The 22,504-nt window shown below is 61.6% G+C and carries 23 protein-coding genes; 11 read left to right on the top strand and 12 right to left on the bottom strand.

Going from position 1 to position 22,504, the window contains the following annotated elements; genetic code table 11:
• Positions 1 to 47: 47 nt before the first annotated feature.
• Positions 48 to 1,238 carry a glycine C-acetyltransferase gene (locus E4662_RS06915; RefSeq protein ID WP_136440809.1) on the top strand — a complete coding sequence of 397 codons (1,191 nt, stop codon included), beginning with the start codon at positions 48 to 50 and terminating at the stop codon, positions 1,236 to 1,238.
• A gap of 8 nt (positions 1,239 to 1,246) precedes the next feature.
• A complete protein-coding gene (gene tdh / locus E4662_RS06910) occupies positions 1,247 to 2,272 on the top strand; it encodes an L-threonine 3-dehydrogenase (RefSeq protein ID WP_206080275.1) in 1,026 nt (341 codons plus the stop codon).
• A 15-nt stretch (positions 2,273 to 2,287) separates the two neighbouring features.
• Here tdh and E4662_RS06905 read toward each other — a convergent pair whose 3' ends face one another.
• From E4662_RS06905 to E4662_RS06895, 3 genes are all read right to left on the bottom strand, one after another.
• Positions 2,288 to 2,626 (bottom strand): hypothetical protein, encoded by a 339-nt coding sequence (locus E4662_RS06905; protein WP_136440807.1) that lies wholly within the window; start codon positions 2,624 to 2,626, stop codon positions 2,288 to 2,290.
• A gap of 154 nt (positions 2,627 to 2,780) precedes the next feature.
• Complete coding sequence (locus E4662_RS06900; RefSeq protein WP_136440806.1) at positions 2,781 to 3,761, bottom strand: membrane dipeptidase; 981 nt, start codon at positions 3,759 to 3,761, stop codon at positions 2,781 to 2,783.
• 88 nt (positions 3,762 to 3,849) lie between these two features.
• Positions 3,850 to 4,467, bottom strand: a complete 618-nt coding sequence (locus tag E4662_RS06895; protein ID WP_136440805.1) for a hypothetical protein — start codon at positions 4,465 to 4,467, stop codon at positions 3,850 to 3,852.
• 490 nt (positions 4,468 to 4,957) lie between these two features.
• On the opposite strand from E4662_RS06895, the gene E4662_RS06890 reads away from it, so the two are divergent.
• Complete coding sequence (locus E4662_RS06890) at positions 4,958 to 6,133, top strand: aspartate aminotransferase family protein (RefSeq protein ID WP_136440804.1); 1,176 nt, start codon at positions 4,958 to 4,960, stop codon at positions 6,131 to 6,133.
• A gap of 93 nt (positions 6,134 to 6,226) precedes the next feature.
• Positions 6,227 to 7,153 (top strand): ornithine carbamoyltransferase, encoded by a 927-nt coding sequence (gene argF, locus E4662_RS06885; RefSeq protein ID WP_136440803.1) that lies wholly within the window; start codon positions 6,227 to 6,229, stop codon positions 7,151 to 7,153.
• A gap of 9 nt (positions 7,154 to 7,162) precedes the next feature.
• Here argF and E4662_RS06880 read toward each other — a convergent pair whose 3' ends face one another.
• Positions 7,163 to 7,357, bottom strand: coding sequence for a hypothetical protein (locus E4662_RS06880; protein ID WP_136440802.1), 195 nt, complete (start codon positions 7,355 to 7,357; stop codon positions 7,163 to 7,165).
• A gap of 133 nt (positions 7,358 to 7,490) precedes the next feature.
• Here E4662_RS06880 and gndA point away from each other — a divergent pair, with 133 nt between their 5' ends.
• Positions 7,491 to 8,891, top strand: coding sequence for an NADP-dependent phosphogluconate dehydrogenase (gndA, locus tag E4662_RS06875; RefSeq protein WP_136440801.1), 1,401 nt, complete (start codon positions 7,491 to 7,493; stop codon positions 8,889 to 8,891).
• 1 nt (position 8,892) lies between these two features.
• Here the strand turns inward: gndA and hrpB are convergent, their stop codons facing one another.
• Positions 8,893 to 11,337 carry an ATP-dependent helicase HrpB gene (hrpB, locus tag E4662_RS06870; protein WP_136440800.1) on the bottom strand — a complete coding sequence of 815 codons (2,445 nt, stop codon included), beginning with the start codon at positions 11,335 to 11,337 and terminating at the stop codon, positions 8,893 to 8,895.
• A gap of 170 nt (positions 11,338 to 11,507) precedes the next feature.
• Between hrpB and meaB the strand changes: the two genes are divergently transcribed.
• From meaB to E4662_RS06850, 4 genes are all read left to right on the top strand, one after another.
• On the top strand, positions 11,508 to 12,485 hold the full coding sequence (meaB, locus tag E4662_RS06865; RefSeq protein WP_136440799.1) for a methylmalonyl Co-A mutase-associated GTPase MeaB: 978 nt from the start codon (positions 11,508 to 11,510) through the stop codon (positions 12,483 to 12,485).
• Between the two features lie 148 nt (positions 12,486 to 12,633).
• Complete coding sequence (gene rpmB / locus E4662_RS06860; protein WP_136440798.1) at positions 12,634 to 12,921, top strand: 50S ribosomal protein L28; 288 nt, start codon at positions 12,634 to 12,636, stop codon at positions 12,919 to 12,921.
• A gap of 152 nt (positions 12,922 to 13,073) precedes the next feature.
• On the top strand, positions 13,074 to 13,427 hold the full coding sequence (locus E4662_RS06855) for a hypothetical protein (RefSeq protein WP_136440797.1): 354 nt from the start codon (positions 13,074 to 13,076) through the stop codon (positions 13,425 to 13,427).
• An 86-nt stretch (positions 13,428 to 13,513) separates the two neighbouring features.
• On the top strand, positions 13,514 to 13,987 hold the full coding sequence (locus tag E4662_RS06850) for a copper chaperone PCu(A)C (RefSeq protein ID WP_136440796.1): 474 nt from the start codon (positions 13,514 to 13,516) through the stop codon (positions 13,985 to 13,987).
• A 54-nt stretch (positions 13,988 to 14,041) separates the two neighbouring features.
• On the opposite strand, the gene E4662_RS06845 is transcribed toward E4662_RS06850, so the two are convergent.
• Positions 14,042 to 14,728, bottom strand: a complete 687-nt coding sequence (locus E4662_RS06845) for an NAD-dependent deacylase (protein ID WP_136440795.1) — start codon at positions 14,726 to 14,728, stop codon at positions 14,042 to 14,044.
• 46 nt (positions 14,729 to 14,774) lie between these two features.
• On the opposite strand from E4662_RS06845, the gene E4662_RS06840 reads away from it, so the two are divergent.
• Positions 14,775 to 15,221 (top strand): low molecular weight protein-tyrosine-phosphatase, encoded by a 447-nt coding sequence (locus tag E4662_RS06840; RefSeq protein WP_136440794.1) that lies wholly within the window; start codon positions 14,775 to 14,777, stop codon positions 15,219 to 15,221.
• On the opposite strand, the gene E4662_RS06835 is transcribed toward E4662_RS06840, so the two are convergent.
• Positions 15,212 to 15,391: a CTP synthetase gene (locus E4662_RS06835; protein WP_136440793.1), complete on the bottom strand. Its 180-nt coding sequence runs from the start codon at positions 15,389 to 15,391 to the stop codon at positions 15,212 to 15,214. The two genes, E4662_RS06840 and E4662_RS06835, sit on opposite strands and share 10 nt — an antisense overlap.
• 167 nt (positions 15,392 to 15,558) lie before the next feature.
• On the opposite strand from E4662_RS06835, the gene E4662_RS06830 reads away from it, so the two are divergent.
• The gene (locus E4662_RS06830; protein ID WP_136440792.1) at positions 15,559 to 16,440 is read left to right on the top strand and encodes a DUF1353 domain-containing protein; all 882 of its coding nucleotides are present in this window, start codon (positions 15,559 to 15,561) and stop codon (positions 16,438 to 16,440) included.
• A gap of 86 nt (positions 16,441 to 16,526) precedes the next feature.
• Here E4662_RS06830 and ilvD read toward each other — a convergent pair whose 3' ends face one another.
• The 5 genes from ilvD to E4662_RS06805 form a co-directional block, all read right to left on the bottom strand.
• Entirely contained in the window at positions 16,527 to 18,356 is a 1,830-nt protein-coding gene (gene ilvD, locus E4662_RS06825) for a dihydroxy-acid dehydratase (RefSeq protein ID WP_136440791.1), read from the bottom strand.
• Positions 18,357 to 18,475: 119 nt separating this feature from the next.
• Entirely contained in the window at positions 18,476 to 19,231 is a 756-nt protein-coding gene (locus tag E4662_RS06820; RefSeq protein ID WP_136440790.1) for a hypothetical protein, read from the bottom strand.
• The gene (locus tag E4662_RS06815; RefSeq protein WP_136440789.1) at positions 19,228 to 19,542 is read right to left on the bottom strand and encodes a hypothetical protein; all 315 of its coding nucleotides are present in this window, start codon (positions 19,540 to 19,542) and stop codon (positions 19,228 to 19,230) included. Before E4662_RS06815 ends, E4662_RS06820 begins: the two co-directional genes overlap by 4 nt.
• A 119-nt stretch (positions 19,543 to 19,661) precedes the next feature.
• Positions 19,662 to 20,498, bottom strand: coding sequence for a dynamin family protein (locus E4662_RS06810; RefSeq protein WP_136440788.1), 837 nt, complete (start codon positions 20,496 to 20,498; stop codon positions 19,662 to 19,664).
• Entirely contained in the window at positions 20,498 to 22,498 is a 2,001-nt protein-coding gene (locus E4662_RS06805; protein ID WP_136440787.1) for a dynamin family protein, read from the bottom strand. Before E4662_RS06805 ends, E4662_RS06810 begins: the two co-directional genes overlap by 1 nt.
• Positions 22,499 to 22,504: the final 6 nt, after the last annotated feature.

Below are 22,504 nucleotides of genomic sequence, written 5' to 3'. Positions count from 1 at the left end.
CTTTGAGCTTGCCCAACCGGGCGAACCATTTGCTTTGGAGGAGAAGCATGAGTAACGGATTTGTCGAGCATTTGCGCACCGAACTGGACGGGCTGCGGGACGCTGGCCTTTACAAGGATGAGCGCGTCATCACCTCGAAGCAGGCGGGCACCGTGGCGCTGGACAGCGGCAAAGAGGTCATCAACCTGTGCGCCAACAACTACCTTGGTCTGTCCGACAATGCGGAGCTGATCGAAACCGGACGCGAGGCTCTGAGCCGCTACGGCTATGGCATGTCTTCGGTGCGCTTCATTTGTGGCACGCAGCAGGAACACAAAGAGCTGGAAGAGCGGCTTTCGCGCTTTCTGGGTTTTGAAGATACGATCCTCTATTCAAGCTGCTTTGACGCCAATGCCGGGCTGTTCGAAACCCTGCTTGGCCCCGAGGATGCAATCATTTCCGATGCGTTGAACCACGCGTCCATCATCGACGGGGTGCGGCTGTGCAAGGCCAAGCGCTTCCGCTACGCAAACTCGGACATGGCGGACCTTGAGGCGCAGTTGCAGGCGGCGGAGGGCTGCCGGTTCAAGCTGATCGCCACCGACGGCGTGTTTTCCATGGATGGCTATATCGCGAAGCTCGGCGAGATCTGTGATCTGGCTGACAAATACGGCGCGATGGTCATGGTGGACGACAGCCATGCCGTGGGTTTTGTCGGCAAAACCGGGCGCGGCAGCATCGAACACTGCGAAGTCATGGGCCGCGTTGACATCATCACCGGCACCTTGGGCAAGGCTCTGGGCGGCGCGTCCGGCGGTTATACCTGCGCGCGCAGGGAGGTGGTGGACTGGCTGCGTCAACGCTCGCGCCCGTACCTGTTCTCCAACACACTGGCGCCGGTGATTGCGCAGACGTCGATCAAGGTTCTGGACATGCTGGAAGCCTCGACCGAGCGGCGCGACCATCTGATGGAGAATGCTGCCCACTTCCGGAACCGCATGTCGGCCGCCGGGTTTGATCTGCTGCCGGGCGAGCATCCGATCATACCGGTGATGCTGCGCGATCCCAAGCTGGCACAGGACATGGCGGCGCGTCTGGATGCGAAAGGCGTTTACGTTGCTCCATTCAGCTTCCCCGTGGTGCCGCGCGGGCACGATCGCATCCGCACCCAGATGTCCGCCGCGCACAGCCGTGCGGAACTGGACAAGGCCATCGACGCCTTTATCGCCGTTGGTCACGACATGGGTATCCTCTCATGAGCAACGAAATGCGCGCGCTGGTAAAGGCAAAGCCAGAGGCGGGGCTTTGGATGGAAACCGTTCCGGTCCCGGAGCCGGGCCCCGACGAAGTGCTGATCAAGGTCCGCAAGTCCGCGATCTGCGGAACGGATGTGCATATCTGGAAATGGGATGAATGGTCCGCCAAAACCGTGCCTGTCCCGATGGTCGTGGGCCATGAGTTCTGCGGCGAGATCGTTGATTGCGGCCGCGCCGCCATCAAATACAGCATTGGCCAGCGGGTTTCCGGCGAAGGCCACGTGGTTTGTGGCACCTGCCGCAATTGCCGGGCCGGGCGCGGGCATCTGTGCCGGAACACGCTTGGGGTCGGGGTCAACCGCCCGGGCTCTTTTGCAGAATATGTCTGCATTCCCGAAAGCAACGTCGTGCCCATCCCGGATGACGTCCCTGATGAAATCGCGGCGATTTTTGACCCGTTCGGGAACGCGGTTCACACAGCGCTGAGCTTTGATCTGGTGGGTGAGGACGTTCTGGTGACGGGCGCAGGCCCGATCGGCATCATGGGCGCGCTCGTGGCGCAGAAGGTGGGCGCGCGCAAGGTGGTGATCACCGATATTGCGCCCTACAGGCTGAGGCTTGCCCGCCGGATGGGTGTGCAACACGTGGTCGATGTCAGCAACAAGCCGCTGCGCGACGTGATGGGCGACATCGGCATGACCGAAGGTTTCGATGTCGGGCTTGAAATGTCCGGGGCCTCTGCGGCCATGCGGCAAATGATCAACCGCATGAACAACGGCGGGAAGATTGCCTTGCTGGGGATCGCACCAACGGAATTTGCCGTCGACTGGAACGAGATCATCTTCAAGATGCTGACCGTCAAAGGCATCTATGGACGCGAGATGTTCGAGACCTGGTACAAGATGATCGCCCTTGTGCAGTCCGGTCTCGACCTGTCGGAGCTCATTACGCACCACATCGCCATCGACGACTTCGAGACCGGCTTTGCCGCGATGCTCTCTGGCGAGGCCGGGAAGGTGGTCATGGACTGGACCTGAGGCGCGTCCTGTGCCTCAGGAATTGCCGCCGATCACGTTGGTCCAGCGTAGAAGCGAGACCTGCGGGTTGGCGGCGAACAGCGCGCCCAGCTCTTGTGCGGGGGCCACAGGATTGTCGAGCAGCCGCAGGAACACCGCGCTGCCGTCCCGGTACGTCACATGGGCAAGACCAAACTCTGACCTGGCCAGTTTCGAGCAGAACTCCAAGGCCTGCCATGCCTCATCAGCATCCAGCAAAATCTCGAACGACAAAGGCAACGTGGAAAAGGCGCGCCGCGCTTCGACAATCTGATCGACGGGGACGGACGGGGTTTTGGTCTTCGCACAATCGCGAACGGCGACGAGATCTCGCATCGTTTTCTCCTTTGGCCCATGTGGCCTGTCTGACGGGAGAAAGCGTGCCCTTTCTCCGCTTTAGCTGCATTTATTCACGCGCCCGCAAGCTGAAGCTCAAATCGGCGCAACAAAGGTTTTCTATCTTTACATCGTCCAGGGTTGCAACCCGGCTTTACGCAGGCCCGAAGCTTTCTTCGTAAAACCGCAGCCAGTTGCCGCCCATGATCCCGTCGATCTCTTCAGAGTTCAGGCCGACCGCACGCAGGCCGCCGCGAATGGTGTCCCAGTCCCGATTGTCCTGAAACCAGTTTGGCATATCGGGAAAGCCCGGCGCAGCCGCGGAGCCTTCTCCATAGTCCATTTCCTTGGACCAGCGTCCCACGCGCATCCATGTCACCACGCTGTCCGGCTGGCCTTGGCAAAGATCGCTTCCCATACCTAGATTTTCCGCGCCATAGCGCTCCGCAGCCTCGGCAATCATCTCGCAGAACCCTTCGAGCGTGCAGCCCGTCCCGCCCGCAAGATGATGCGGATAAAGCGAAAACCCCAGCATGCCGCCGGACCCGGTCAGAGCCTTCAAGACGGTATCGGACTTGTTGCGCAAGGCGGCGTGCCACCAATGGGGATTGGCATGGGTGATGGCGATGGGGCGCGTGGAATGCTCAATCGCCTCCAGGGTCGAGCGTTCGCCCGAATGGCTCATGTCCACTACCAGCCCAACGCGGTTCATCTCGGTCACCACTTGCCGCCCCATACGGGTCAGCCCGGTGTCCTCATTTTCGTAACACCCCGTCGCGAGCAGAGATTGATTGTTGTAGGTCAACTGCATGAAGCGCAGCCCTAGCTGGTGCAGGATTTCTATGAGCCCGATGTCATCCTCCATCGGGCTCGGGTTCTGCGCACCAAAGAAAACCGCCGTCCGCCCGCTCTCCTGCGCCTCGCGCACATGCCGAGCCTCGGTGCCGCGCATGATGAGATCCGGGAATTGTTCGAACCAACGGTTCCACTGTTCGAGATTGAGTACGGTTTCCCGGAAACTCTCGTGGTAGGCGATGGTCACATGGATCGCATCCACGCCGCCCGCTCGCAGTTGGCGAAAGACGGTCTCGGAGAAGTTGCAGTATTGCAGGTTGTCGATCAGGGGCGCTTTCATGGCCCGACGCTAGCGAGCCTAAGACCGGCTCGCAATGGAAGATGATTGCGGGCCACCCGTCGGCCGCCCGCAAAGAAGGCCGTTTGGCTCAAGCTGTGCCGCGCCGCCGCAGGACAAAAAGCCCAAACAGGCCGAAAACGAGCAGAAGCGCGGAGGCAGGCAGCGGAACGGGCGCAGCGACCTCTGCGGAAATCGACAGCTGCGCCCCATAAGAGTAGCTGTCATTGGAGGTCCGGAACGTAAGTACAGGATTTCCATTCAACAGGTCGACCAAAAACGCTTCGCCAAACAAGGAGACAAGGTTCAACGAACGGTTGTAGTTGGTGAATGTGTTCGTGAAGCCAAATGGAGTCCTGATTTGGTTGATCATGCCATTGGACAAGCTGAACTCATCGTCCCAAGGTGTATCGCCGCCAGTCCTGAACTGCAGTTGCAAGGTCGCGGAGTTGATCGAGGTCACAGTCCCGGTGAACTGACTGCTCACATCCATGCTCCAACGCACGTATTCTTCGGTGGCATTGTTGATGGTCGCGTCCCCGCAGCACCGCTGAACCAGAAAATCTCCATTGATATAAGTAGATTGGTTCAAAAGAGGGGGATTCGATGCGCCAGTAGAGGTTGTATAGAGCGAAACGGTGGCGGCGCTTGCCGAAGTTCCCAGAAGTAGCGCGGAAACAAGTGCCAGAAATGCAGTTCGAAACGTCATGTAACTCTCCAGTTTTGAGTGAAAACCCAGACGATCACCCGCGATTGACGAGCGGGTGGGCCTATCGACCGCCGCACCCAAAATCCGAAACGCTTGTCTGAGTTTGTACGCTCAGAGTTTCGGATGTTTTGCGATTCTGCAACTTAAAGTAGATAGCTGGAAAGGTGTTGGAACCGATCCTGGCATTCCCAAAACAGATCAATCGGACGGTACCAATGGCTTCTCTGACCGTGCTTGCATTTTGAGGAAACAGCATCGGCCGGTTCGACTTCGGAACACGGCTCAGAGAAAAGGGCTTGTGTTCTGCCGGCGATGCCGTAAACAGCCGCCCATGATGACCAAGAGCAGAATCCGACGAGCCTGACGCTCCTCTCCAAGCCTGTGCCGCCCGCGCACGAGGCTCCGCTTTTGCATCCCAACCCCCTTAAAACCTTGACAGGCCCCAAGTGCCTTGGCACCCAAAGGCTTCCTATCACACGAGGACCGTGACATGATCTCTCCCGTTCTGCCGACCTATGCGCGTGCGCCGCTGCATTTTACTCACGGCGAAGGCACCTGGCTGACCGATGAGAACGGGCGACGTTTCCTTGACCTGGGCAGCGGCATCGCGGTGAACGCGCTCGGCCATGCGGCGCCTGAGCTGGTCTCGGCCCTTACGGAACAGGCGGGCAAGATCTGGCACCTGTCAAACCTCTACGAAATCCCGCAGCAGGAGGCTTTGGCCACCAAACTGGTGGATGAAAGCTTTGCCGATACGGTGTTTTTCACCAACTCCGGCACCGAATCCTGCGAGCTTGCCGTGAAAATGGCGCGCAAGTACTGGTATGAGAAAGGCCATCCCGAAAAGATCGAGATCCTCACCTTCGAGGGCTGCTTCCATGGCCGCTCATCCGCCGCCATCGCGGCCTCCGGGGCCGAGAAAATGGTCAAAGGGTTTGGCCCTTTGCTTGAAGGCTTCGTGCACCTGCCGTGGGGGGATCACGATGCTCTGAACGCGGCCATCACCGAGAAGACCGCCGCGATCCTGATCGAACCGTTGCAAGGCGAGGGCGGCATTCGACCGTTGCCGGATCAGTGCCTGAAAGGTCTTCGCGACCTTTGCGATGAAAAGGGCGTGCTGCTGATCCTCGACGAGGTGCAATGCGGCGTGGGCCGGACCGGCAAACTCTTTGCCCATGAATGGGCTGGGGTGACCCCGGACATTATGATGGTCGCCAAGGGCATTGGCGGGGGTTTCCCTCTGGGCGCGGTGCTCGCCACCGAAGAGGCCGCTTCTGGCATGACGCTTGGCACGCATGGCTCCACCTATGGCGGCAACCCGCTTGGCTGCGCGGTGGGGTTGGCGCTGCTCAACGTGGTCTCCGACCCTGCCTTCCTCGACGCTGTCAACGCGCGCGCCGGCCTTTTGCGTCAAAAGCTTGAAGGGTTGGTCGCTGCTCATCCGGATGTCTTCGAAGGCGTGCGCGGTACCGGCCTCATGCTCGGCATCCGCTGCAAGATCGCGCCCTCCGACGTGGTCAAAGCCGGCTATGAGGCCGCCGTCATCACCGTCCCGGCGGCAGACAACATCGTTCGCCTGCTGCCGCCCCTGAACATCACCGAAGAGGAAATCGCAGAGGCAATAAACCGTCTCGACAGGGCAGCAACCGCCCTTGAGAGCGCCTGAGCGTTTCTTTGTGCCAAAAATATCCCGGGGAGTCGCAGCTTGCTGCGGCGGGGCAGCGCCCCAATCCCCGGCTCGAACAAAAAGAAAAACGATATGAACCACTTTCTTGATATCCACAAAACCGAAACGACCGCCCTGCGGGAGATCATCGACAGCGCCAAATCTATCAAAGGCGCGCGCAATGGCCGCCCCAAGGCGGCGCTTGACGATGATCTGCCGCTCAAGGACCGCATGGTCGCCCTGATCTTCGAAAAGCCCTCAACCCGGACGCGCGTCTCCTTCGACGTGGGCGTGCGGCAGATGGGCGGGCAGACCATGGTGCTCTCCGGCAACGACATGCAGCTTGGCCATGGTGAGACCATCGCCGATACAGCCCGCGTTCTCAGCCGGTATGTCGACATGATCATGATCCGCACCTTCGATGAGAGCGTGCTCGAAGAGATGGCCGAATTTGCCTCTGTTCCGGTCATCAACGGCCTGACGGACCGCACCCATCCGTGCCAGATCATGGCTGATATCCTGACTTACGAAGAGCATCGCGGCCCGATCGAAGGCAAGAAGGTGGTCTGGTGCGGCGATGGCAACAATGTCTGCGCCAGTTTCCTCCATGCAGCCGGGCAGTTCGGCTTTGACCTGACTTTCACCGGCCCCGTGCAGCTTGATCCGGAAATGGAATTTGTCGGCTTTGCCCGCAACAAGGGCAGCACCGTCACCATCGAACGCGATCCGTTCAAAGCCGTCGAAGGGGCCGATATCGTGGTCGCCGACACTTGGGTCTCCATGCATGACGCGCAAAGCGCGCGCGAGCGGCGGCACAACATGCTCCGCCCTTTCCAGGTGAACGAAAAGTTGATGGAAGCGGCAGGGGAACAGGCGCTCTTCATGCACTGCTTGCCCGCACACCGGGGCGAAGAAGTGACCTCGGAGGTCATGGACGGCCCGCAGTCGGTGATCTGGGACGAGGCAGAGAACCGTCTGCACGCGCAAAAAGCCATCATGCGCTGGTGCGTCGGCGGCTAAAGTCCGCTCTCAGAAAACCATACGCGTGAACCAGGCGATCGCGGTCAGCCAGAACAGCGGCACCGCGATCAGCACTGTGCCCCATGCCAGCGGCAGCCCTAGATGGGGTGAAAACCGGCGATGCGCGAGCTGGCTGCGGTATTGATAAGGCGCGATGGCGAAACGGGAGTTTTCGATGTCTTTCGGGTCAGTCGAGACGGACATGACAGGCCTCTTCGCGTTTTGAGATAATTTTTCATCGTAGTGGAGAGGTCTTAAGGCTCGGCTAAGCCCGTTTGCCTTTGCCGCCGTGAAGGCCCATGTTACCCCTAACAACGCGGCAGGAAAGGCGAACACCATGACGCATCCGACGATTGGCCTTTACGGCCTTGGCACCATGGGCGCGGCGCTGTCGCTCAATATGGCCGACAATGGCATTCAGGTGCATGTGGCGAACCGGACCGCCTCCGCCGTGCTGCGCTTCATGGAGGGTGCCGGGCCTTTGGCGGAAAAGATCGTGGGACATCAGAACCTTGAAGGTCTGATTTCCGCTCTGCCGCAACCGCGTTTGCTGGTTGCGATGATCCCCTCAACCGCGCCGATGGACTCCTTTCTCGACGACGTGATCCCTCAGCTTGCCCCCGGCGACACGGTCATTGACGCGGGAAATGCGGATTTTCATTCTACCCGTCGCCGATCTGAACGGCTCGCACAGCATGACCTGCACTTTGTCGGGCTGGGCGTGTCTGGCGGCGAGGAGGGCGCGCGCAATGGCCCGTCCATGATGATGGGTGGCTCGGAGGCGAGCTGGTCGGGGCTGAAGCAGATCCTGACGCGCATCGCTGCGACCCATGAGGGCGATCCTTGCGTGGACCGCTGCGGTCCCGACGGTGCCGGGCATTTCGTTAAAACCGTGCACAACGGCATTGAGTACGCGGATATGCAAATGATCGCAGAGGTTTATGACCTCCTGCGGTTCGGCGCGGGCCGCGATGTGCGGGAGGTGTCGGGCATCTTAAAAAGCTGGAACGAAGGGCGGCTCGAGAGCTATCTGATGGAGATCAGCGGCGAGGTGCTCTCCTACGCCGACGCGCCCACGAACCTGCCGTTTATTGATCTGATCATGGACCGGGCAGGGCAAAAAGGCACCGGGCGCTGGACAGTGATCGAAGCGGTCAAACTTGGCCAGAGCGCCACGATGATCGAAGCCGCCGTCGCCGCGCGCGCCTGGTCTGCGGAAAAGCCGCTGCGCGGTATGGCAGAGGAGACCTTCGGCGCGGATCGGGCTGACCTGGATCTCGATGTAGGGCTTCTGGAGCGGGCCATGCTGGCGGCGCGGGTGCTCGAATACGCCCAAGGGTTTCGAATCCTCGCAGCGGCCTCGGAAGAGTACGCCTGGAACCTCGATCCCAAACGCATTGCCGAGATCTGGCGCGCAGGCTGCATCATCCGGGCGCGTTTGCTTGATGACATCGCCGGAGCCTTCGCGGATGGCCCTCCAGAGGGGCAGCTGTTCCTCGCGCCGCGCTTTGGCGGGGTGTTGATGGAAGGCATTCCGGCGCTGCGCGAGGTGGTGACGCGGGCCGGGCAGGCAGGCTATGCCACGCCGGTGCTCTCGGCGGCGCTGACTTTTTGGGACGTGATGCGGCAAGGGCGCGGCACCGCGTCGCTCATTCAGGCGCAGCGCGATTTCTTTGGTCGACACGGTTTTGAACGGACCGATCAGGAAGGCGATTTCCACGGGCCCTGGTGGACCTGACTCAGGTCCCCCGAGGTTTCGCGCGCAACGTCGGGTCCGCTTCGCGCGGGTCTTCCGGCCAGGGGTGGCGGGGGTAGCGCGCGCGCATGTCCTTGCGCACATCCGCATAAGAACCATCCCAGAAACCGGGCAGATCCATTGTGGTCTGCACCGGGCGTTGTGCGGGAGAGAGCAACGTCACCTTGAGCGGGGTCTTCCCGACCATCGGATGCGTGCGCTGCCCGAAGAGCTCCTGAAGACGGAGCGCGATTTCCGGGTGATCCCCGGAGTAGTCGATGGGAATCTGGCGGCCCAGAGGGGTGCTGAAATGCGCCGGGATCGCGCTATCGAGGGCCTGCATCTGCCCCCAGTCGAGCATGGCGCGCAGCGCTGGCAACAGGTCATATTTCTTCCAATCGGCGGCGGTTTTCACACCGTTGAGGTAGGGCAGAAGCCAATCCTCGAGCCGCTCCATCAGCGCCTCAGGCGTCATTTCCGGCAAGTCTTGCCCGGCCTCGCGGGCCAGTGCGACCCGCGCGGTAAAGCGTTTGGCCGCTTCCGAGAGCACCAGCCCCAGATCACGGACCCCGTCCAGCATCGCTTCTGCCAAGGCCTCGTCCGGGGCGTCTTTCCAAATGCGATCATCAAGCGCAATCGCACCGAGCCGTTCCTGCCTGCGGGCGATAACCCGGCGCTCGCGTTTGGACCATGTGACGCTGTCGGCCCAGGTGATTTGATCAGCGAACAGGGCGCGGAGCGCGCTCTCGTTGATCTCGATGGCCTGCCGGATTTTCGCTTCTCGCGGGTTGCCGTCGGTGTCGGTGACAACGATCAGACGCGCCCCCGCCAGTCCGTCTGCCTCGTCCATCAACGCCCCTTTGCCACCCGAAAGCTGGTAGCGCGGCGCATCGCCTTTTCGGCGCAATCCAATACGGTCAGGATAAGCCAAAGCGGCCATTTCCGGGGCGCTGAGATTGGCGTTTGCAGATTTCAGTGATTTTTTAAGACGTTTCGCCTCATCCTTAATGCGATGGATGATGTTTTTGTTGGCCACATACGGCCTGCGCTCTGAGAATGCGCGCAGATCACGGATGGCTTCGAGGCGCAGCGTCAAATCTGTGGATGCTTTGGTGAGTGGATCGCGTTCAGACAAAAGGCTGGCCAAGTTTGCCGCGTCCGGTCCGGCTTTTTGCAGCATATGAGCAAGGCGAGCATGGAGAGGAAGCCGCGCCAGAGCGCGTCCATGGGCCGTTATTCGGTGTTTTTCGTCCAGCGCGCCCAGCATTTGCAAGAGCGCCTGAGCCTCTGCAAATGCACCAACGGGCGGTTTTGTGAGAAATGGAAGCTCTGAGGGATCAGCCCCCCACTGAGCCAGTTCCAACGCCAAGCCGGAGAGGTCCGCCGCTTCGATTTCTGCTGGGGGATAAGAACTTAGAGCGCCTTCTTCACCCTTTGCCCAAAGTTTGTAAGCCACACCTTCTGCCACGCGGCCCGCGCGGCCTGCGCGCTGCGTGGCCTCGGCCTTGGTGACTTTTTCCGTTACAAGGCGCGACATTCCGGAGCCGGGATCAAAGCGCGCGCGCCGCGCCTTGCCGCCGTCGACGACGACGCGGATGTCCTCGATGGTGAGCGACGTTTCGGCAATGGCGGTGGCCAGCACGACCTTGCGGCCCGACGCTTCCGGGCGGATTGCGGCGCGCTGCTCGGCGAAAGGCATGGCGCCATAAAGCGGGCGGATCACGGCGTCCTTCGGTAAACGCGACTTGAGCAATCCTTCAACACGCCGGATCTCGCCTTCGCCCGGCAGGAAGGCAAGCAAGCCGCCTGTCGTCTCGCCATAGGCGGAGCAGACAAGATCTGTCATCGCCTGATCGAACCGGGCGGTTTTGGGCAGAGGGCGATCAAGCCAACGGGTTTCCACCGGAAAGGCGCGGCCCTCGGAGGTGATGATGGGGGCCTCCATCAGATCGGCGACAGGCTGCGCATCGAGCGTGGCCGACATGGCGAGCAGGATCAGATCGTCGCGCAGTGCCCCGGTTATTTCGAGACAGAGCGCCAGACCGAGATCGGCATTCAGGCTGCGTTCGTGAAATTCGTCAAAGACGATCGCCCCGATGCCGGGCAACTCCGCATCCGATTGGATCATTCGGGTCAGGATGCCTTCGGTGACCACTTCGATCCGCGTGGACTTGCCGATCCTGCTCTCACCCCGGATGCGGTAACCAACGGTCTGCCCGGGCTCTTCGCCCAGTGTTTCGGCCATGCGTTGCGCGGCAGCCCGGGCGGCGAGACGCCGTGGTTCGAGCATGACGATCTTGCCGCTGGTCAGCCCAGCCTCCAGCATCGCAAGCGGCACGCGCGTTGTCTTGCCTGCCCCGGGCGGGGCTTGCAGGACCGCACGATGATGGGCGCGCAGGGCGGCAATCAGGTCCGGCAGGGCGGCATCTATAGGCAAGGCTTTGATCATGAGGCGCTTTATGAGCAAGCGCGGCGGGTTTGGGAAGGGCAGAGGTTGGGGGCGCGGCCCCCGTCCTTTGGACTCCCCCGAGGTATTTGGCGGCCCAAAGAAGACCAGGTTTGCGCGAACATCGGCCGTGGTTCTGGACATTCGCGGCGCGGCGGGGGAAGACATTCGCCATGGATATGGATGATATGACACAGCGCCTTCTGGCGGGGGAGCGCCGGGCCTTGGCGCGGGCGATCACTTTGGTTGAATCAGGCCGTGAGGATCACCGGGCTCAAGCGGGCGAATTGCTGCAACGGTTGCGCGGGCATGGGCGCGAGGCGCTGCGGGTTGGGCTTTCCGGTACGCCGGGGGTGGGCAAATCGACCTTTATCGAATCGTTTGGTTGCATGCTGACGGCGCAGGGACTGAAAGTTGCGGTGTTGGCGGTGGACCCGAGTTCGGCGCGCTCTGGCGGCTCCATTCTGGGTGACAAGACCCGGATGGAACGGCTGGCCCGTGATCCCAATGCGTTTATCCGCCCTTCGCCGTCGCAAAGCCAGCTTGGCGGGGTGGCGCGGCGCACCCGTGAGGCGATTGATCTGTGCGAGGCGGCGGGTTTCGACGTTATTCTCATTGAGACCGTTGGCGTTGGCCAGTCCGAGACCATGGTGGCCGAGATGGCCGATCTGTTCCTGCTTCTGTTGGCGCCTGCCGGGGGCGACGAGTTGCAGGGGGTCAAGCGCGGGATCATGGAGATGGCGGATATCCTGCTTATCAACAAGGCTGACGGTGATCTGAAGACAACGGCAATCCGCACCTGCGCCGACTATGCCGGCGCTTTGCGGCTTTTGCGCAAACGTCCGCAGGATCCCCGAGATTTCCCCAAGGCGCTGACCGTTTCGGCCGTTGAAGAGAATGGTTTGGAGAAGGCCTGGGAGGAGATGCGCACGCTGTCCGACTGGCGGCATGAGAACGGGCATTTTGCCGCCCGCCGTGCGGCGCAGGCGCGGTATTGGTTCGAGGCGGAAGTTCGCGAGGCGCTGCTTTCGCGGTTGAATCGCGAGCCGGTGAAAGGTGCGATGACGACGCTGGCGGGGCAGGTCGAGAATGGCGCGGTCAGTGCCACGGCGGCGGCGGATCAATTGATGCGCGAATACCTGATGATGTGAGCGGGTCTGAGGCGGGATTGCCCTTGACGGGGGAGACTCATCTGCCTAAAGACCAGCGAACGAGATTCCGGGCGCCGAGGTGGCGCCCTTTGATATTGGCGTAACCGGCAAATATGGCGGCAGGCGCCCCGAAGATGAGGATGGACCTATGTCGCGTGTTTGCGAACTGACTGGTAAAGGCCCGATGACTGGCAACAATGTCAGCCACGCCAACAACAAGACCAAGCGGCGCTTCCTGCCGAACCTGAACGATGTGACCCTGCAGTCCGAAACGCTGGGCCGCGGCATCAAGCTGCGCATCTCCGCGCACGCGCTGCGTTCGGTTGATCACCGTGGTGGTCTCGACAAGTTTCTGGCCAAGGCGAAGGACACCGAGCTGTCCGACCGCGCCCTGAAGGTCAAGAAAGAAATCGCAAAGGCACAGGCCGCCGCCTGATCCTTTTCGTCTCGACGAATTTGCAGCCTCTGACCGATGGTCAGGGGCTGTTTTCGTTTGTCGGGACCCGGGTTGCGAAACATCGCCGACGGGGCGAAACGACGCGTCGTTTAGGGCTTTTGTTTGCGAGGTTCGAAGCCTACATCTCACGTATGACATGCGCACCTCGCAGATGGTTCGGCTTTGCCCTTGCGATGTTGCTAGCCTTTACCTCGGTACAGGTGGCGGCAGCGCGCGGTCATGCGCCGGCTGTTGGCTCCATGGTGATCTGTGTCGGTCAAACCGTTGTCACGGTCTCGGTTGACGCGGATGGTCAGCCGACCGATGGCACGGTTCATCTCTGCCCGGACGTGGCGATCTCGCTGTTTGCGGGTGAGGGGAGCGGCTTCGTCCCTGCCGACCCCGAAACCCTCTGGCTGCGCCAGCCACGCGATCTGAGCAGTGTCCTTGGCCTGAGCCGCGATGCGCCAGCCTCGCAGGCGCGGGGACCCCCTTCCTTTCTCTGAATTCCCCTCAGAATGACAGACTTTGATGCCACAGGGGCAAGGCGGCCGTGAGCCCCGTCCTGTGGTCCCTTAAGGAAGGAATACACATGTTTTACAAAAGCCTCGCAGCCGCAGCCGCCTCTCTGACTTTTGCCGCACCGGCCTTCGCAGACATCATGATCATGGATGCCTATGCCCGCTCTGCCATGCCCGGTGCCAAGACAGGCGCGGCCTTCATGATGATCGAGAACACCGGCGCAGAGGCGGACCGGCTGATTGATGCGCGCGCGGATTTCGCGGCCAAGGTGGAGCTGCACACGCATGAAGACCAAGGCGACGGCGTGATGAAGATGATGCACGTCGAAGAGGGGTTTGCCTTGCCCGCAGGGGAGACCCATATGCTCGCCCGCGGCGGGGATCACGTCATGTTCATGGGGCTCACAAAGCCGCTGGTGCAAGGGGAGAGCGTTTCCGTGACGCTTGTCTTCGAAAAGGCCGGTGAGAAGGTCATCGAGATCCCCGTTGATCTGGAGCGCAAGGCCAAACACGGCATGGCGCATGATCACAGCCACGGCCACTAAACCCGTCGGAACAAGATGAGACCGCCCGGCTCTCTTGCGCAGAGCCGGGCGTTTTTATGCCAAAAGGCTGTCGACCCACTCCGGCACGATCTGGCTGGCAGGGCCGATGTGATGTGTGGCAAAGGCGCGGGAGATGTCGGTGGCGTTCAGGTTCAGTTCCACCGTCTCCGCCCCGGCATACTGTGCCTCCTGAACAAATCCGGCCGCCGGGTAGACCTGCCCGGAGGTGCCAATGGCTGCAAAAAGCGTGCAGGTGGCCAGATGATCTGCGATCTCGTCCATATGATAGGGGATTTCGCCGAACCAGACGACATCAGGGCGTGCCGTGGTCTGCCCGCAGGCCGGGCACCGGGTGTCTCCATCCATCTCCAAATCCGCATCCCAGCGGTGCTCGCAGGTAGAGCAGAGCGCGCGGGCCAATTCGCCGTGCATGTGGATTGTCTTTGAACCCGCCTTTTCGTGCAGCCCATCCACGTTTTGCGTGACAAGGATCACCTCGCCGTCGAAGTCACTTTGCAGACGCGCCAGAGCCTCGTGAGCGGCGTTCGGCTGCGCCTCCTGCGCCTGAGCACGGCGCGCATTGTAAAAGCGGTGCACCAGCGCGGGATCGCGCGCGAAGCCTTCCGGTGTGGCCACGTCTTCAATGCGGTGCTGTGCCCAGAGCCCGCCTTCGTCTCGAAATGTGCCAAGCCCGCTCTCTGCGGATAGCCCCGCGCCGGTCAGAATGACGATCTTGTCCATATCAGCGCCCCTTGCCTCATGTGCTCCGCCCGGTTACCCCGGCAGTATGAGCAAGCGTATCTTATTTGTCTGTCTGGGCAATATCTGCAGGTCCCCAAGCGCCGAAGGCGTGGTGCGTGACATGGCGGCGAAACGGGGGATAGAGCTGACCCTCGACAGTGCCGCCACCGGTGCCTGGCATGTGGGCGATGCACCATACGGTCCGATGCAGCAGGCGGCCAAGGCACGCGGCTACGATCTCTCTGGTCAACGCGCGCGCCAAGTTAGTCCCGCGGATTTCGGGCGGTTTGATTTGATCGTGGCGATGGACGGCAGCAATCTGAAGGATTTGCAGGCGCTACGGCCCGAAGGCGGCGCGCCGTTGACGCTGTTTACCGATTACGCGCCTGAGACCGGCACACGGGAGGTGCCGGACCCGTATTACACCCGTGATTTTGACGGCACGCTCGACGTGATCGAAGCCTGCGCCAAAGGGCTGCTTGATCAGCTGTAGATCGCCTTGGCAACGACCCAAGCTACCGGCAGAGAGACGATGAAGCCAAGCGCCGCCGCCCAGAGAATCGGCATCAAGGTGCCATAGCCCATCACCAGAACGGCAATGATAAACGTGCCCGCAAGGGATGCGGAAATAATGGAATAGAGAATCCCGGCCAGTCGCAGCATGATGTCCTCCTGTGTACGGCTGACCCGACACATAGGAGATCCGGGATGTAACTGCCTTGATCTGCGTCAGGAAAGGGACTGTGCGGATCGAAATACCGCGAATCTCTTGATCGGGCTTCGCGGCCTCGGGTAAACCTCTGCAAAAGGCTTTTTGTACGGAATTTATCATGAAGAGATTGGCTGTTTTCTCGGCGCTTGCCGCCGTTGCTCTGACCGGATGTGCGCCCTTGGCCGTCCTGCAAAAGGCACAGAACGTTGATGCGCCTGTTGTCAGCTGCGAGGGGTATTCCGGCGCGCGCTGTGCCTTTGATCAGGCGCCTTTGCGGGTTTTGCAGGAACCGGTGCGGATCGGCAGCCGCCCATATGAGTTCTTTCCGACAGCCAGCCAACTGAATTTTGTGGACGCGGATGGCACTAAATGGCTCGCGCCGCGCCGCACGCTGACCGACGGCGCCTCCATTCCACGCATCTTCATTTCGATTGTGGGCGATCCGACCAGTCCCGAGTTCATCAATGCCGCCGCTATGCACGATGCCTATTGCGGGGTCGGCAATGAGACTGGCATCATGTTCCACCAGGCCCGCTGGCAAGACGTCCACAAGATGTTCTACGACGGGCTTGTCGTGGGCGGGACCGATGCCGGTGTGGCCAAGCTGATGTTTGCCGCCGTCTGGCTGGGCGGGCCGCGTTGGGAAACCAGCCGGATCATCGATCACGTGCCCGTTGCACGCAAACAGCGTGCGATGCGCCAGGCCAAATCCTTCATCGTGCGCAACAATCCGTCTCTGGGCCAGTTGATCCGCTTCCTTGAAATTCAGGATACGGCGATGCTGACGTCTTATCCCAGACCGGCTGCCGCCTCCAATATGGAGCGCAAAACCCAGTCCGAATACCCGCAGGATGCCTCGGTCGAAGAGGAATACGGGGAGTACGGGTATGGGGATTACGATTTCGGCGATTGGTATGACCCCTATGACCCCAATGGCTACGGCGATCCGGCGCTTGGTCCGGGCCTTCCGGCCGCAGGCGGGACTGGCGGCGGGATCTGATCCTTTATCGCTGCGCTGCTCAATGAAAAGGCGCGGAACCCATTTGGGTCCCGCGCCGGATCAGAAGTGCTTCTGTTTGAGCCGCGTCAGAGCTGCCGGACAGCGCCCTGCGCGGCACTTGTCGCCAGCTTGGCATAGGCTTTGAGCGCGGTCGAAACCTTGCGCTTGCGCGGTTTGGCGGGCTGCCAACCTTTCTCATCCTGTACCGCACGACGCTCCGCAAGGGTGGCGTTATCAACGGCGAGGTGGATTGTCCGATTGGGAATGTCGATCTCGATGACATCGCCATGTTCGACGAGCCCAATCGCGCCACCTTCTGCCGCTTCGGGCGAGACGTGGCCGATGCTGAGGCCCGATGTCCCGCCGGAGAACCGCCCGTCGGTGAGCAATGCGCAAGCCGCGCCGAGGCCTTTCGACTTGAGGTAGGACGTGGGGTAGAGCATTTCCTGCATACCCGGCCCGCCGCGCGGTCCTTCGTAGCGGATCACAACCACATCTCCCGCCTGCACTTTGCCGGTCAGGATGTCGTTGACCGCGTCGTCCTGGCTTTCGACCACATAAGCCTTTCCGGTGAACTTGAGGATGCTGTCATCCACACCGGCGGTTTTCACGATACAGCCCTGCTCGGCAATATTGCCGAACAGCACCGCGAGGCCGCCGTCCTGGCTGAACGCGTTTTCCTTGTTGCGGATCACACCCGCGTCGCGGTCGAGGTCAAGCTCGGGATAGCGGCGCTCCTGGCTGAAAGCCTCGGTGGTCCGCACGCCGCCGGGCGCTGCGGAATAAAACTCGTGCACCGAATTGGAGTCGGTCAGTTTCACGTCCCAACGCTTGAGCGCATCGCTCATCGAAGGGCTGTGAACCGTCGGCAGATCGCCATGGAGCAGGCCCGCGCGGTCCAACTCGCCCAGAATTCCCATGATGCCGCCTGCGCGGTGCACGTCTTCCATATGCACATCGTTCTTCGCCGGGGCGACCTTGCACAGGCAGGGCACCTTGCGGCTCAGCCGGTCAATGTCTTCCATCGTGAAGCCGATCTCGCCTTCGTGGCTTGCGGCGAGCAGGTGCAGAACCGTGTTGGTGGATCCGCCCATGGCAATGTCCAGCGACATGGCGTTCTCAAAGGCTTTGAAGTTCGCCACATTGCGCGGCAGGACCGACGTATCGTCCTGTTCGTAGTAGCGTTTCGCGATGTCTACGATCAGATGACCCGCTTCGATGAAAAGGCGTTTGCGGTCCGCGTGGGTCGCCAAAGTCGAGCCGTTGCCGGGCAGGGACAGGCCCAACGCCTCGGTCAGGCAGTTCATCGAGTTCGCGGTGAACATGCCGGAGCAGGAGCCGCAGGTCGGGCAGGCGGCCTCTTCGATGGCCTGAACCTGTTCGTCCGTGTAAGAATCGTCCGCAGCGGCGACCATGGCATCTACCAGATCCAGCGCCTTTTCCTCGTCGTCCCAGATCACCTTGCCCGCTTCCATCGGCCCGCCGGAGACGAATACCGCAGGGATGTTCAGCCGCATGGCGGCCATCAGCATGCCCGGGGTGATCTTGTCACAGTTCGAGATACAGACCATGGCATCGGCGCAATGGGCGTTGACCATGTATTCCACGCTGTCGGCGATCACTTCGCGCGAAGGCAGCGAGTAGAGCATGCCGTCATGGCCCATGGCGATGCCGTCATCCACCGCGATGGTGTTGAATTCCTTGGCAACGCCGCCCGCTGCCTCGACCTCACGGGCCACCATCTGGCCGAGATCCTTGAGGTGTACGTGGCCGGGCACGAATTGGGTAAAGCTGTTGACGATGGCGACAATGGGTTTGCCGAAATCGCTGTCCGTCATCCCGGTGGCACGCCACAATCCGCGGGCCCCGGCCATGTTGCGGCCATGGGTCGTGGTGAAGGAACGTAAACGAGGCATGGGTTGGCTTCCTTTCGCTGTACCTGGCGTTTCTCTTGCCACGGCTTGTGGGCGGTCCACAAGAGATGGAGACGATTCAAGCGCGGTCAAGCGGGGCCTGTTTGCCATGTCCTTCGGATTTACCCGGTTAACTCTCCCCATGCGTGTGCAAGGTGCGCCTCTGACCGGGGCTGGGTTTCAGCCAGAAGAATCTGCGCGCCATCAAAAGCGGCACAAAGTCCGAAGTCTTTCGGGGGGCGTTCAAACATCAGAAGACTTGGGGTGTTCTGGGATGGAGCGAAAGATGCGTGCAGCGAGTCGAGATCTTCAAGCAAGGCATCCACCACATCCGCAAGCCGATCCATGGCGTCCTCTGATCCTTTCAGCGGAAATAGCATGTCTTCGCGAAGGCAGGCAGCGGCGTGGATCGCATCGCCTGCACTGTCTACAAAGGCGGTCAGGCGGTCAGTGCCTGCATCAGATCGCGCAAGCGCCAGACTTCGCGCAATCTCGTCGGCGCTGATCCCGGCCTGTCCGGCGGGTGGGGCAGGGCGCAACGGGCAGGTGTCCGCTGTCAGAACGCCTGGCGTTGAACAGGCCTGAGTCACTGCCTGGCGAAGCATGTCCAGCGCCGCGGCCTTGTCCTCTGTTCCGGCGATGGCACAGTGCTTGCCCCCAGCCTCAACGGACAAAAGGCGGCGCCCGCTGACAGAACAACTGAGGATCGTCTTGCCGTCGAGGCGCACGGTCAGAATGCGCGGCAGGACGATGCCGCCAATCTGCGCGTGGACGTAGGCCAGCGCGATATCTGCGCCCTGAACCAACATTTTCGGAACCCCGTCAACGCCATAAGCCCCGGCGCGGGCAAGCGCGCTATGCACGCCGGTGCCGGTCATGATCCAACCCGCCGGTCGTTTTCCGGGCTCAGGATCGCGGTGCATAACATGCGGCTTTGCTCGATGACCGTGTCCAGCGCCGCCTTGGGGGCAAAAACGCTGCATAATACCTCGCTCGCGTCCTGTTCGGCGCGCACGAAAATCTCTGTTCCGAAAGGTTGGGTCAGGACGGCGGACTGTGGTTTGGGGGTTCCAAGGCTCAACGCCGCTTTCGCGCGCGCGCAGAGCGCGTCGAGGTGTTCCTGTGGCCATTTGACTGCGCCGTCCCACGCCAGAACGGACCCTGCGGAAATGTCTGCAAGGACCGTCATTTCGCATCCGGCATGCGCTTGCCTGAACGCCGTGAGTGAAGTAGCCGTCATTTGCCCTCTGGGGTTACACACCTCTGTGTGACACGGCACGCGTTAAGAAGCGGTTTCGAAACCTTTGGTCAAGGCCGGGCTGAAACCGGCGCGCGGCGAACGCGCTTAGGGATCACACGCCGAGGCACCACGCCGTCCACGGGGGGCGGAGCGGGGGCCACCGGGGCCGGGGCTGGCTCGGGTTTGCCAATCGCCTCGAACCGCGCGGCACCGCCATCGGCCTGCGGCGTGCCAAGTGCCTCGACAAGCTCCACAAGGTTTTCAACAAAGCGATCCGCGCCGCTCTGTTCCAGAACGTCCGGGTTGTCAGGATCAGACAGGGCGTCGGTCAGCGAGATTGGCAGGGCGTGTCGGAACAACCCTTCGGTTTCGCGCCGAACCCGCGCGGTTACCCGATCGCGGTCGGTCTGAGATTTCAACGCGTCCATGCGGGTGATCAGAAGCAGGCTGTTTTCATGCAGGCGCGCGGGCAATTGCTCCCAAAGCGCGGCCTCGGATTGCCGCCAGGCCTGGGTTGCGGGGGTGCACCACACCACGCCATCCGCGCGGTCCAGAACCCGCTGCCAGACCTCGGACGGCATGTTTGGATCAGAGGTGCCGGGCATGTCGATCACGTCGCAGAATTCCAGCACTTCAGCCTCCAGCAAAACCCGCACAGCCTGCGTGTCATGATGCGATATGCCGTTCAGCGCGGATGCCGCGATGGCGCTGGTCTGGCCGCTATTGTCCACGCGCAGAATGCTCTCATGACCAAAGCTGTACCAAACAGGTGGCAGTTGGGTTGCGGTGACTTTTACCGGCGAAACTCTCTGGCCCAGCAACAGGTTGGCCAGCGTGCTCTTGCCTGCGCTGAACTCGCCCATCAGGGCGATGCGCGGGCGGCGGGTGGTGGGGGTTGCGGTCATCAGGAGGCCTCCAATCTGTAATCCACACCGGATGCGGTACGGCGCTGCGGTGCAGGGGTCGGCGCATCCGATGCCGCCTCTGCCATGCCAAGCAGGATCTTGCGGTGCGTGGCGAGATAATCACCCAGCGTCTCGATCACCGCGTCTTCGAAATGCTGCGCATTCTCACTCACCAGCCGGTTCAGCATCGGCTGGGTTTCGTCATGGATCAGCCGCGCAAAATCATCGGCGCAGGCGTCGTAGCCCTTGCGCCGCCGCCAGAAGCGTGACCACCAAGTGCCTCGCAAGTCCAAGGCGATGGTTTGGCCCAGCACAATCGGCGGCGCGGCTTGCGGCAGCGGCGGCGGGTCCATTTCGGGCGGAACAGCGCCAAGATCGAAAGCCTTCTCATAGAGCGCGGAAATCTCGGCGGCGGCGGCGGCCATGGTGGCGACCCCATGCTTGCCCACGGCGCGCACGTGGCGCTGGTAACCAGAGCGCAGCAGCACCCGCAGACCGGAAGGGTCATAGGTGTAGACCTCAAGCTCGCCGTACATTTCGAGATGGCGGATCACAGCCTCCGTGGCGCGCGCAACAAAGGTTTTGCGGGACGCATCAATCCTGTCGATGAAGGCGTGTTGCAAGGGCTCGATACCGGCAATCAGGGCCTGCCGCGCGCTTTGCTCCACGGCATCAAAAGCGGTGGCCAGCGTGTCGGGCGTCATGGTGCATCCGCGCGCCGCGCCTTCTGTTTTTGTCTGCAGGTGTTCGGCGACAGTCTGGCTCTGATCGAGGTTGCCCGCTTCTGTTTCCAGCTCTTGCAACAACTGTGCCCCGGCTCCGGCTTCGATCCGGGTTGCGATCGCCTGACCGAGCGCCTGTAGGCCGGACAGCATCCAGACCATCTCTTCCAGCGATTCAAATGGTTTGTGATCGGCGCAATGGTGTTCAGCCCAGTTCAGAAGTGCTTCGGCGCTGGGCTGCGCCAATCCTTCGATGCCGCCCGCGATGGCCTCGCTTGCCCATGCTCCGCAGCCAAAGATGATTTCTGCCTCGGCGGGCCCGCCATGTTTGCGCAGGGTATCAAGAATACTGGTCCGGATTTCCGGCACCTCGCGCGCCGGATCGGCAAGTTCGTCGATGCGGTTCACGAAGATGATCACGTCACGGGACGCCACGTTGGAGATCATCCGGATCAGGGCGAGATCCACCGTCGTGAGCGCCTGTGTCGCCGCCAGAACCATCACGCAAAGCCGGCTGCCCCGCAGGGCGTTGATGGTGATCTGTTCGCGGATCATGAACGTGTCGTTGACGCCGGGCGTGTCACGAATGCACAGGTTCAGGGGAAGATCGGGCTGGGCGAACCACAGGTCGGCGGTGCGGGTGATATCGGCAAAACGGCCACGTTGATCGCTGATCTCGTCACTTTCCCAGAAGTCGTCGCCCAGACAGACATAACGCTCGATCAGTTCGGCGTTGAAGTTGTCATAGTCGTGCGATTGTCCGAGCAGCAGTTCGAACCGCCGGCCAAGCCGTTCCCGTGATTTCTCGCGCATGACCTCAAGCTGCGCGCGCACCTTGTCCACTTCCTCGTCCGCGCCGGCCCGATGCGCCAGCTCGCCCATGCGCCCGCCGCGTTGCAACAGGTGGGTCCATTCGTCTTCGGTAAAGAAGCGGAACGAGGCGTTGCGTGTGGCCCGGGTCTTGCCGGTCTGCAGATGCAGCGCGGTGACTACGGAGGTCCAGGGGTTCACATCCGCAGGCAGCATGTCACGCCACCCGGTCATGGCGTTGACCAGGGTGGTCTTGCCTGCCTTGACCTGGCCGATCATCGTCACGCTGGGTTCAAACTCACGGATTTTCTGGCGCATCTGACGCGCCCGGGTTGCGATTGCCGCGTTTTGAGAGGCCGCGTGTTCTTCAAGCCGCGAGTCCAGCGCCGCCAGCCGATCCGCCAGCGGGCGGAAGCCGGAAAACGCCCCGGACAACAAGGGGGCAGGCGCGGGATCTTGGCGGGTCATTGCAAG

Source organism: Pacificoceanicola onchidii, from assembly GCF_004804335.1.
Taxonomy (GTDB): domain Bacteria; phylum Pseudomonadota; class Alphaproteobacteria; order Rhodobacterales; family Rhodobacteraceae; genus Pacificoceanicola; species Pacificoceanicola onchidii.
Note: the sequence above shows the minus strand (reverse complement) of the source record. Positions and strands in the feature narration are given on the sequence as shown.

Bases quoted from the DNA above. Each gene is read 5' to 3' on its own strand.
- E4662_RS06915 (WP_136440809.1), top strand. From the start codon at position 48: ATGAGTAACGGATTTGTCGAGCATTTGCGCACCGAACTGGACGGGCTG.
- tdh (WP_206080275.1), top strand. From the start codon at position 1,247: ATGCGCGCGCTGGTAAAGGCAAAGCCAGAGGCGGGGCTTTGGATGGAA.
- E4662_RS06905 (WP_136440807.1), bottom strand. From the start codon at position 2,626: ATGCGAGATCTCGTCGCCGTTCGCGATTGTGCGAAGACCAAAACCCCG.
- E4662_RS06900 (WP_136440806.1), bottom strand. From the start codon at position 3,761: ATGAAAGCGCCCCTGATCGACAACCTGCAATACTGCAACTTCTCCGAG.
- E4662_RS06895 (WP_136440805.1), bottom strand. From the start codon at position 4,467: ATGACGTTTCGAACTGCATTTCTGGCACTTGTTTCCGCGCTACTTCTG.
- E4662_RS06890 (WP_136440804.1), top strand. From the start codon at position 4,958: ATGATCTCTCCCGTTCTGCCGACCTATGCGCGTGCGCCGCTGCATTTT.
- argF (WP_136440803.1), top strand. From the start codon at position 6,227: ATGAACCACTTTCTTGATATCCACAAAACCGAAACGACCGCCCTGCGG.
- E4662_RS06880 (WP_136440802.1), bottom strand. From the start codon at position 7,357: ATGTCCGTCTCGACTGACCCGAAAGACATCGAAAACTCCCGTTTCGCC.
- gndA (WP_136440801.1), top strand. From the start codon at position 7,491: ATGACGCATCCGACGATTGGCCTTTACGGCCTTGGCACCATGGGCGCG.
- hrpB (WP_136440800.1), bottom strand. From the start codon at position 11,337: ATGATCAAAGCCTTGCCTATAGATGCCGCCCTGCCGGACCTGATTGCC.
- meaB (WP_136440799.1), top strand. From the start codon at position 11,508: ATGGATATGGATGATATGACACAGCGCCTTCTGGCGGGGGAGCGCCGG.
- rpmB (WP_136440798.1), top strand. From the start codon at position 12,634: ATGTCGCGTGTTTGCGAACTGACTGGTAAAGGCCCGATGACTGGCAAC.
- E4662_RS06855 (WP_136440797.1), top strand. From the start codon at position 13,074: ATGACATGCGCACCTCGCAGATGGTTCGGCTTTGCCCTTGCGATGTTG.
- E4662_RS06850 (WP_136440796.1), top strand. From the start codon at position 13,514: ATGTTTTACAAAAGCCTCGCAGCCGCAGCCGCCTCTCTGACTTTTGCC.
- E4662_RS06845 (WP_136440795.1), bottom strand. From the start codon at position 14,728: ATGGACAAGATCGTCATTCTGACCGGCGCGGGGCTATCCGCAGAGAGC.
- E4662_RS06840 (WP_136440794.1), top strand. From the start codon at position 14,775: ATGAGCAAGCGTATCTTATTTGTCTGTCTGGGCAATATCTGCAGGTCC.
- E4662_RS06835 (WP_136440793.1), bottom strand. From the start codon at position 15,391: ATGCTGCGACTGGCCGGGATTCTCTATTCCATTATTTCCGCATCCCTT.
- E4662_RS06830 (WP_136440792.1), top strand. From the start codon at position 15,559: ATGAAGAGATTGGCTGTTTTCTCGGCGCTTGCCGCCGTTGCTCTGACC.
- ilvD (WP_136440791.1), bottom strand. From the start codon at position 18,356: ATGCCTCGTTTACGTTCCTTCACCACGACCCATGGCCGCAACATGGCC.
- E4662_RS06820 (WP_136440790.1), bottom strand. From the start codon at position 19,231: ATGACCGGCACCGGCGTGCATAGCGCGCTTGCCCGCGCCGGGGCTTAT.
- E4662_RS06815 (WP_136440789.1), bottom strand. From the start codon at position 19,542: ATGACGGTCCTTGCAGACATTTCCGCAGGGTCCGTTCTGGCGTGGGAC.
- E4662_RS06810 (WP_136440788.1), bottom strand. From the start codon at position 20,498: ATGACCGCAACCCCCACCACCCGCCGCCCGCGCATCGCCCTGATGGGC.
- E4662_RS06805 (WP_136440787.1), bottom strand. From the start codon at position 22,498: ATGACCCGCCAAGATCCCGCGCCTGCCCCCTTGTTGTCCGGGGCGTTT.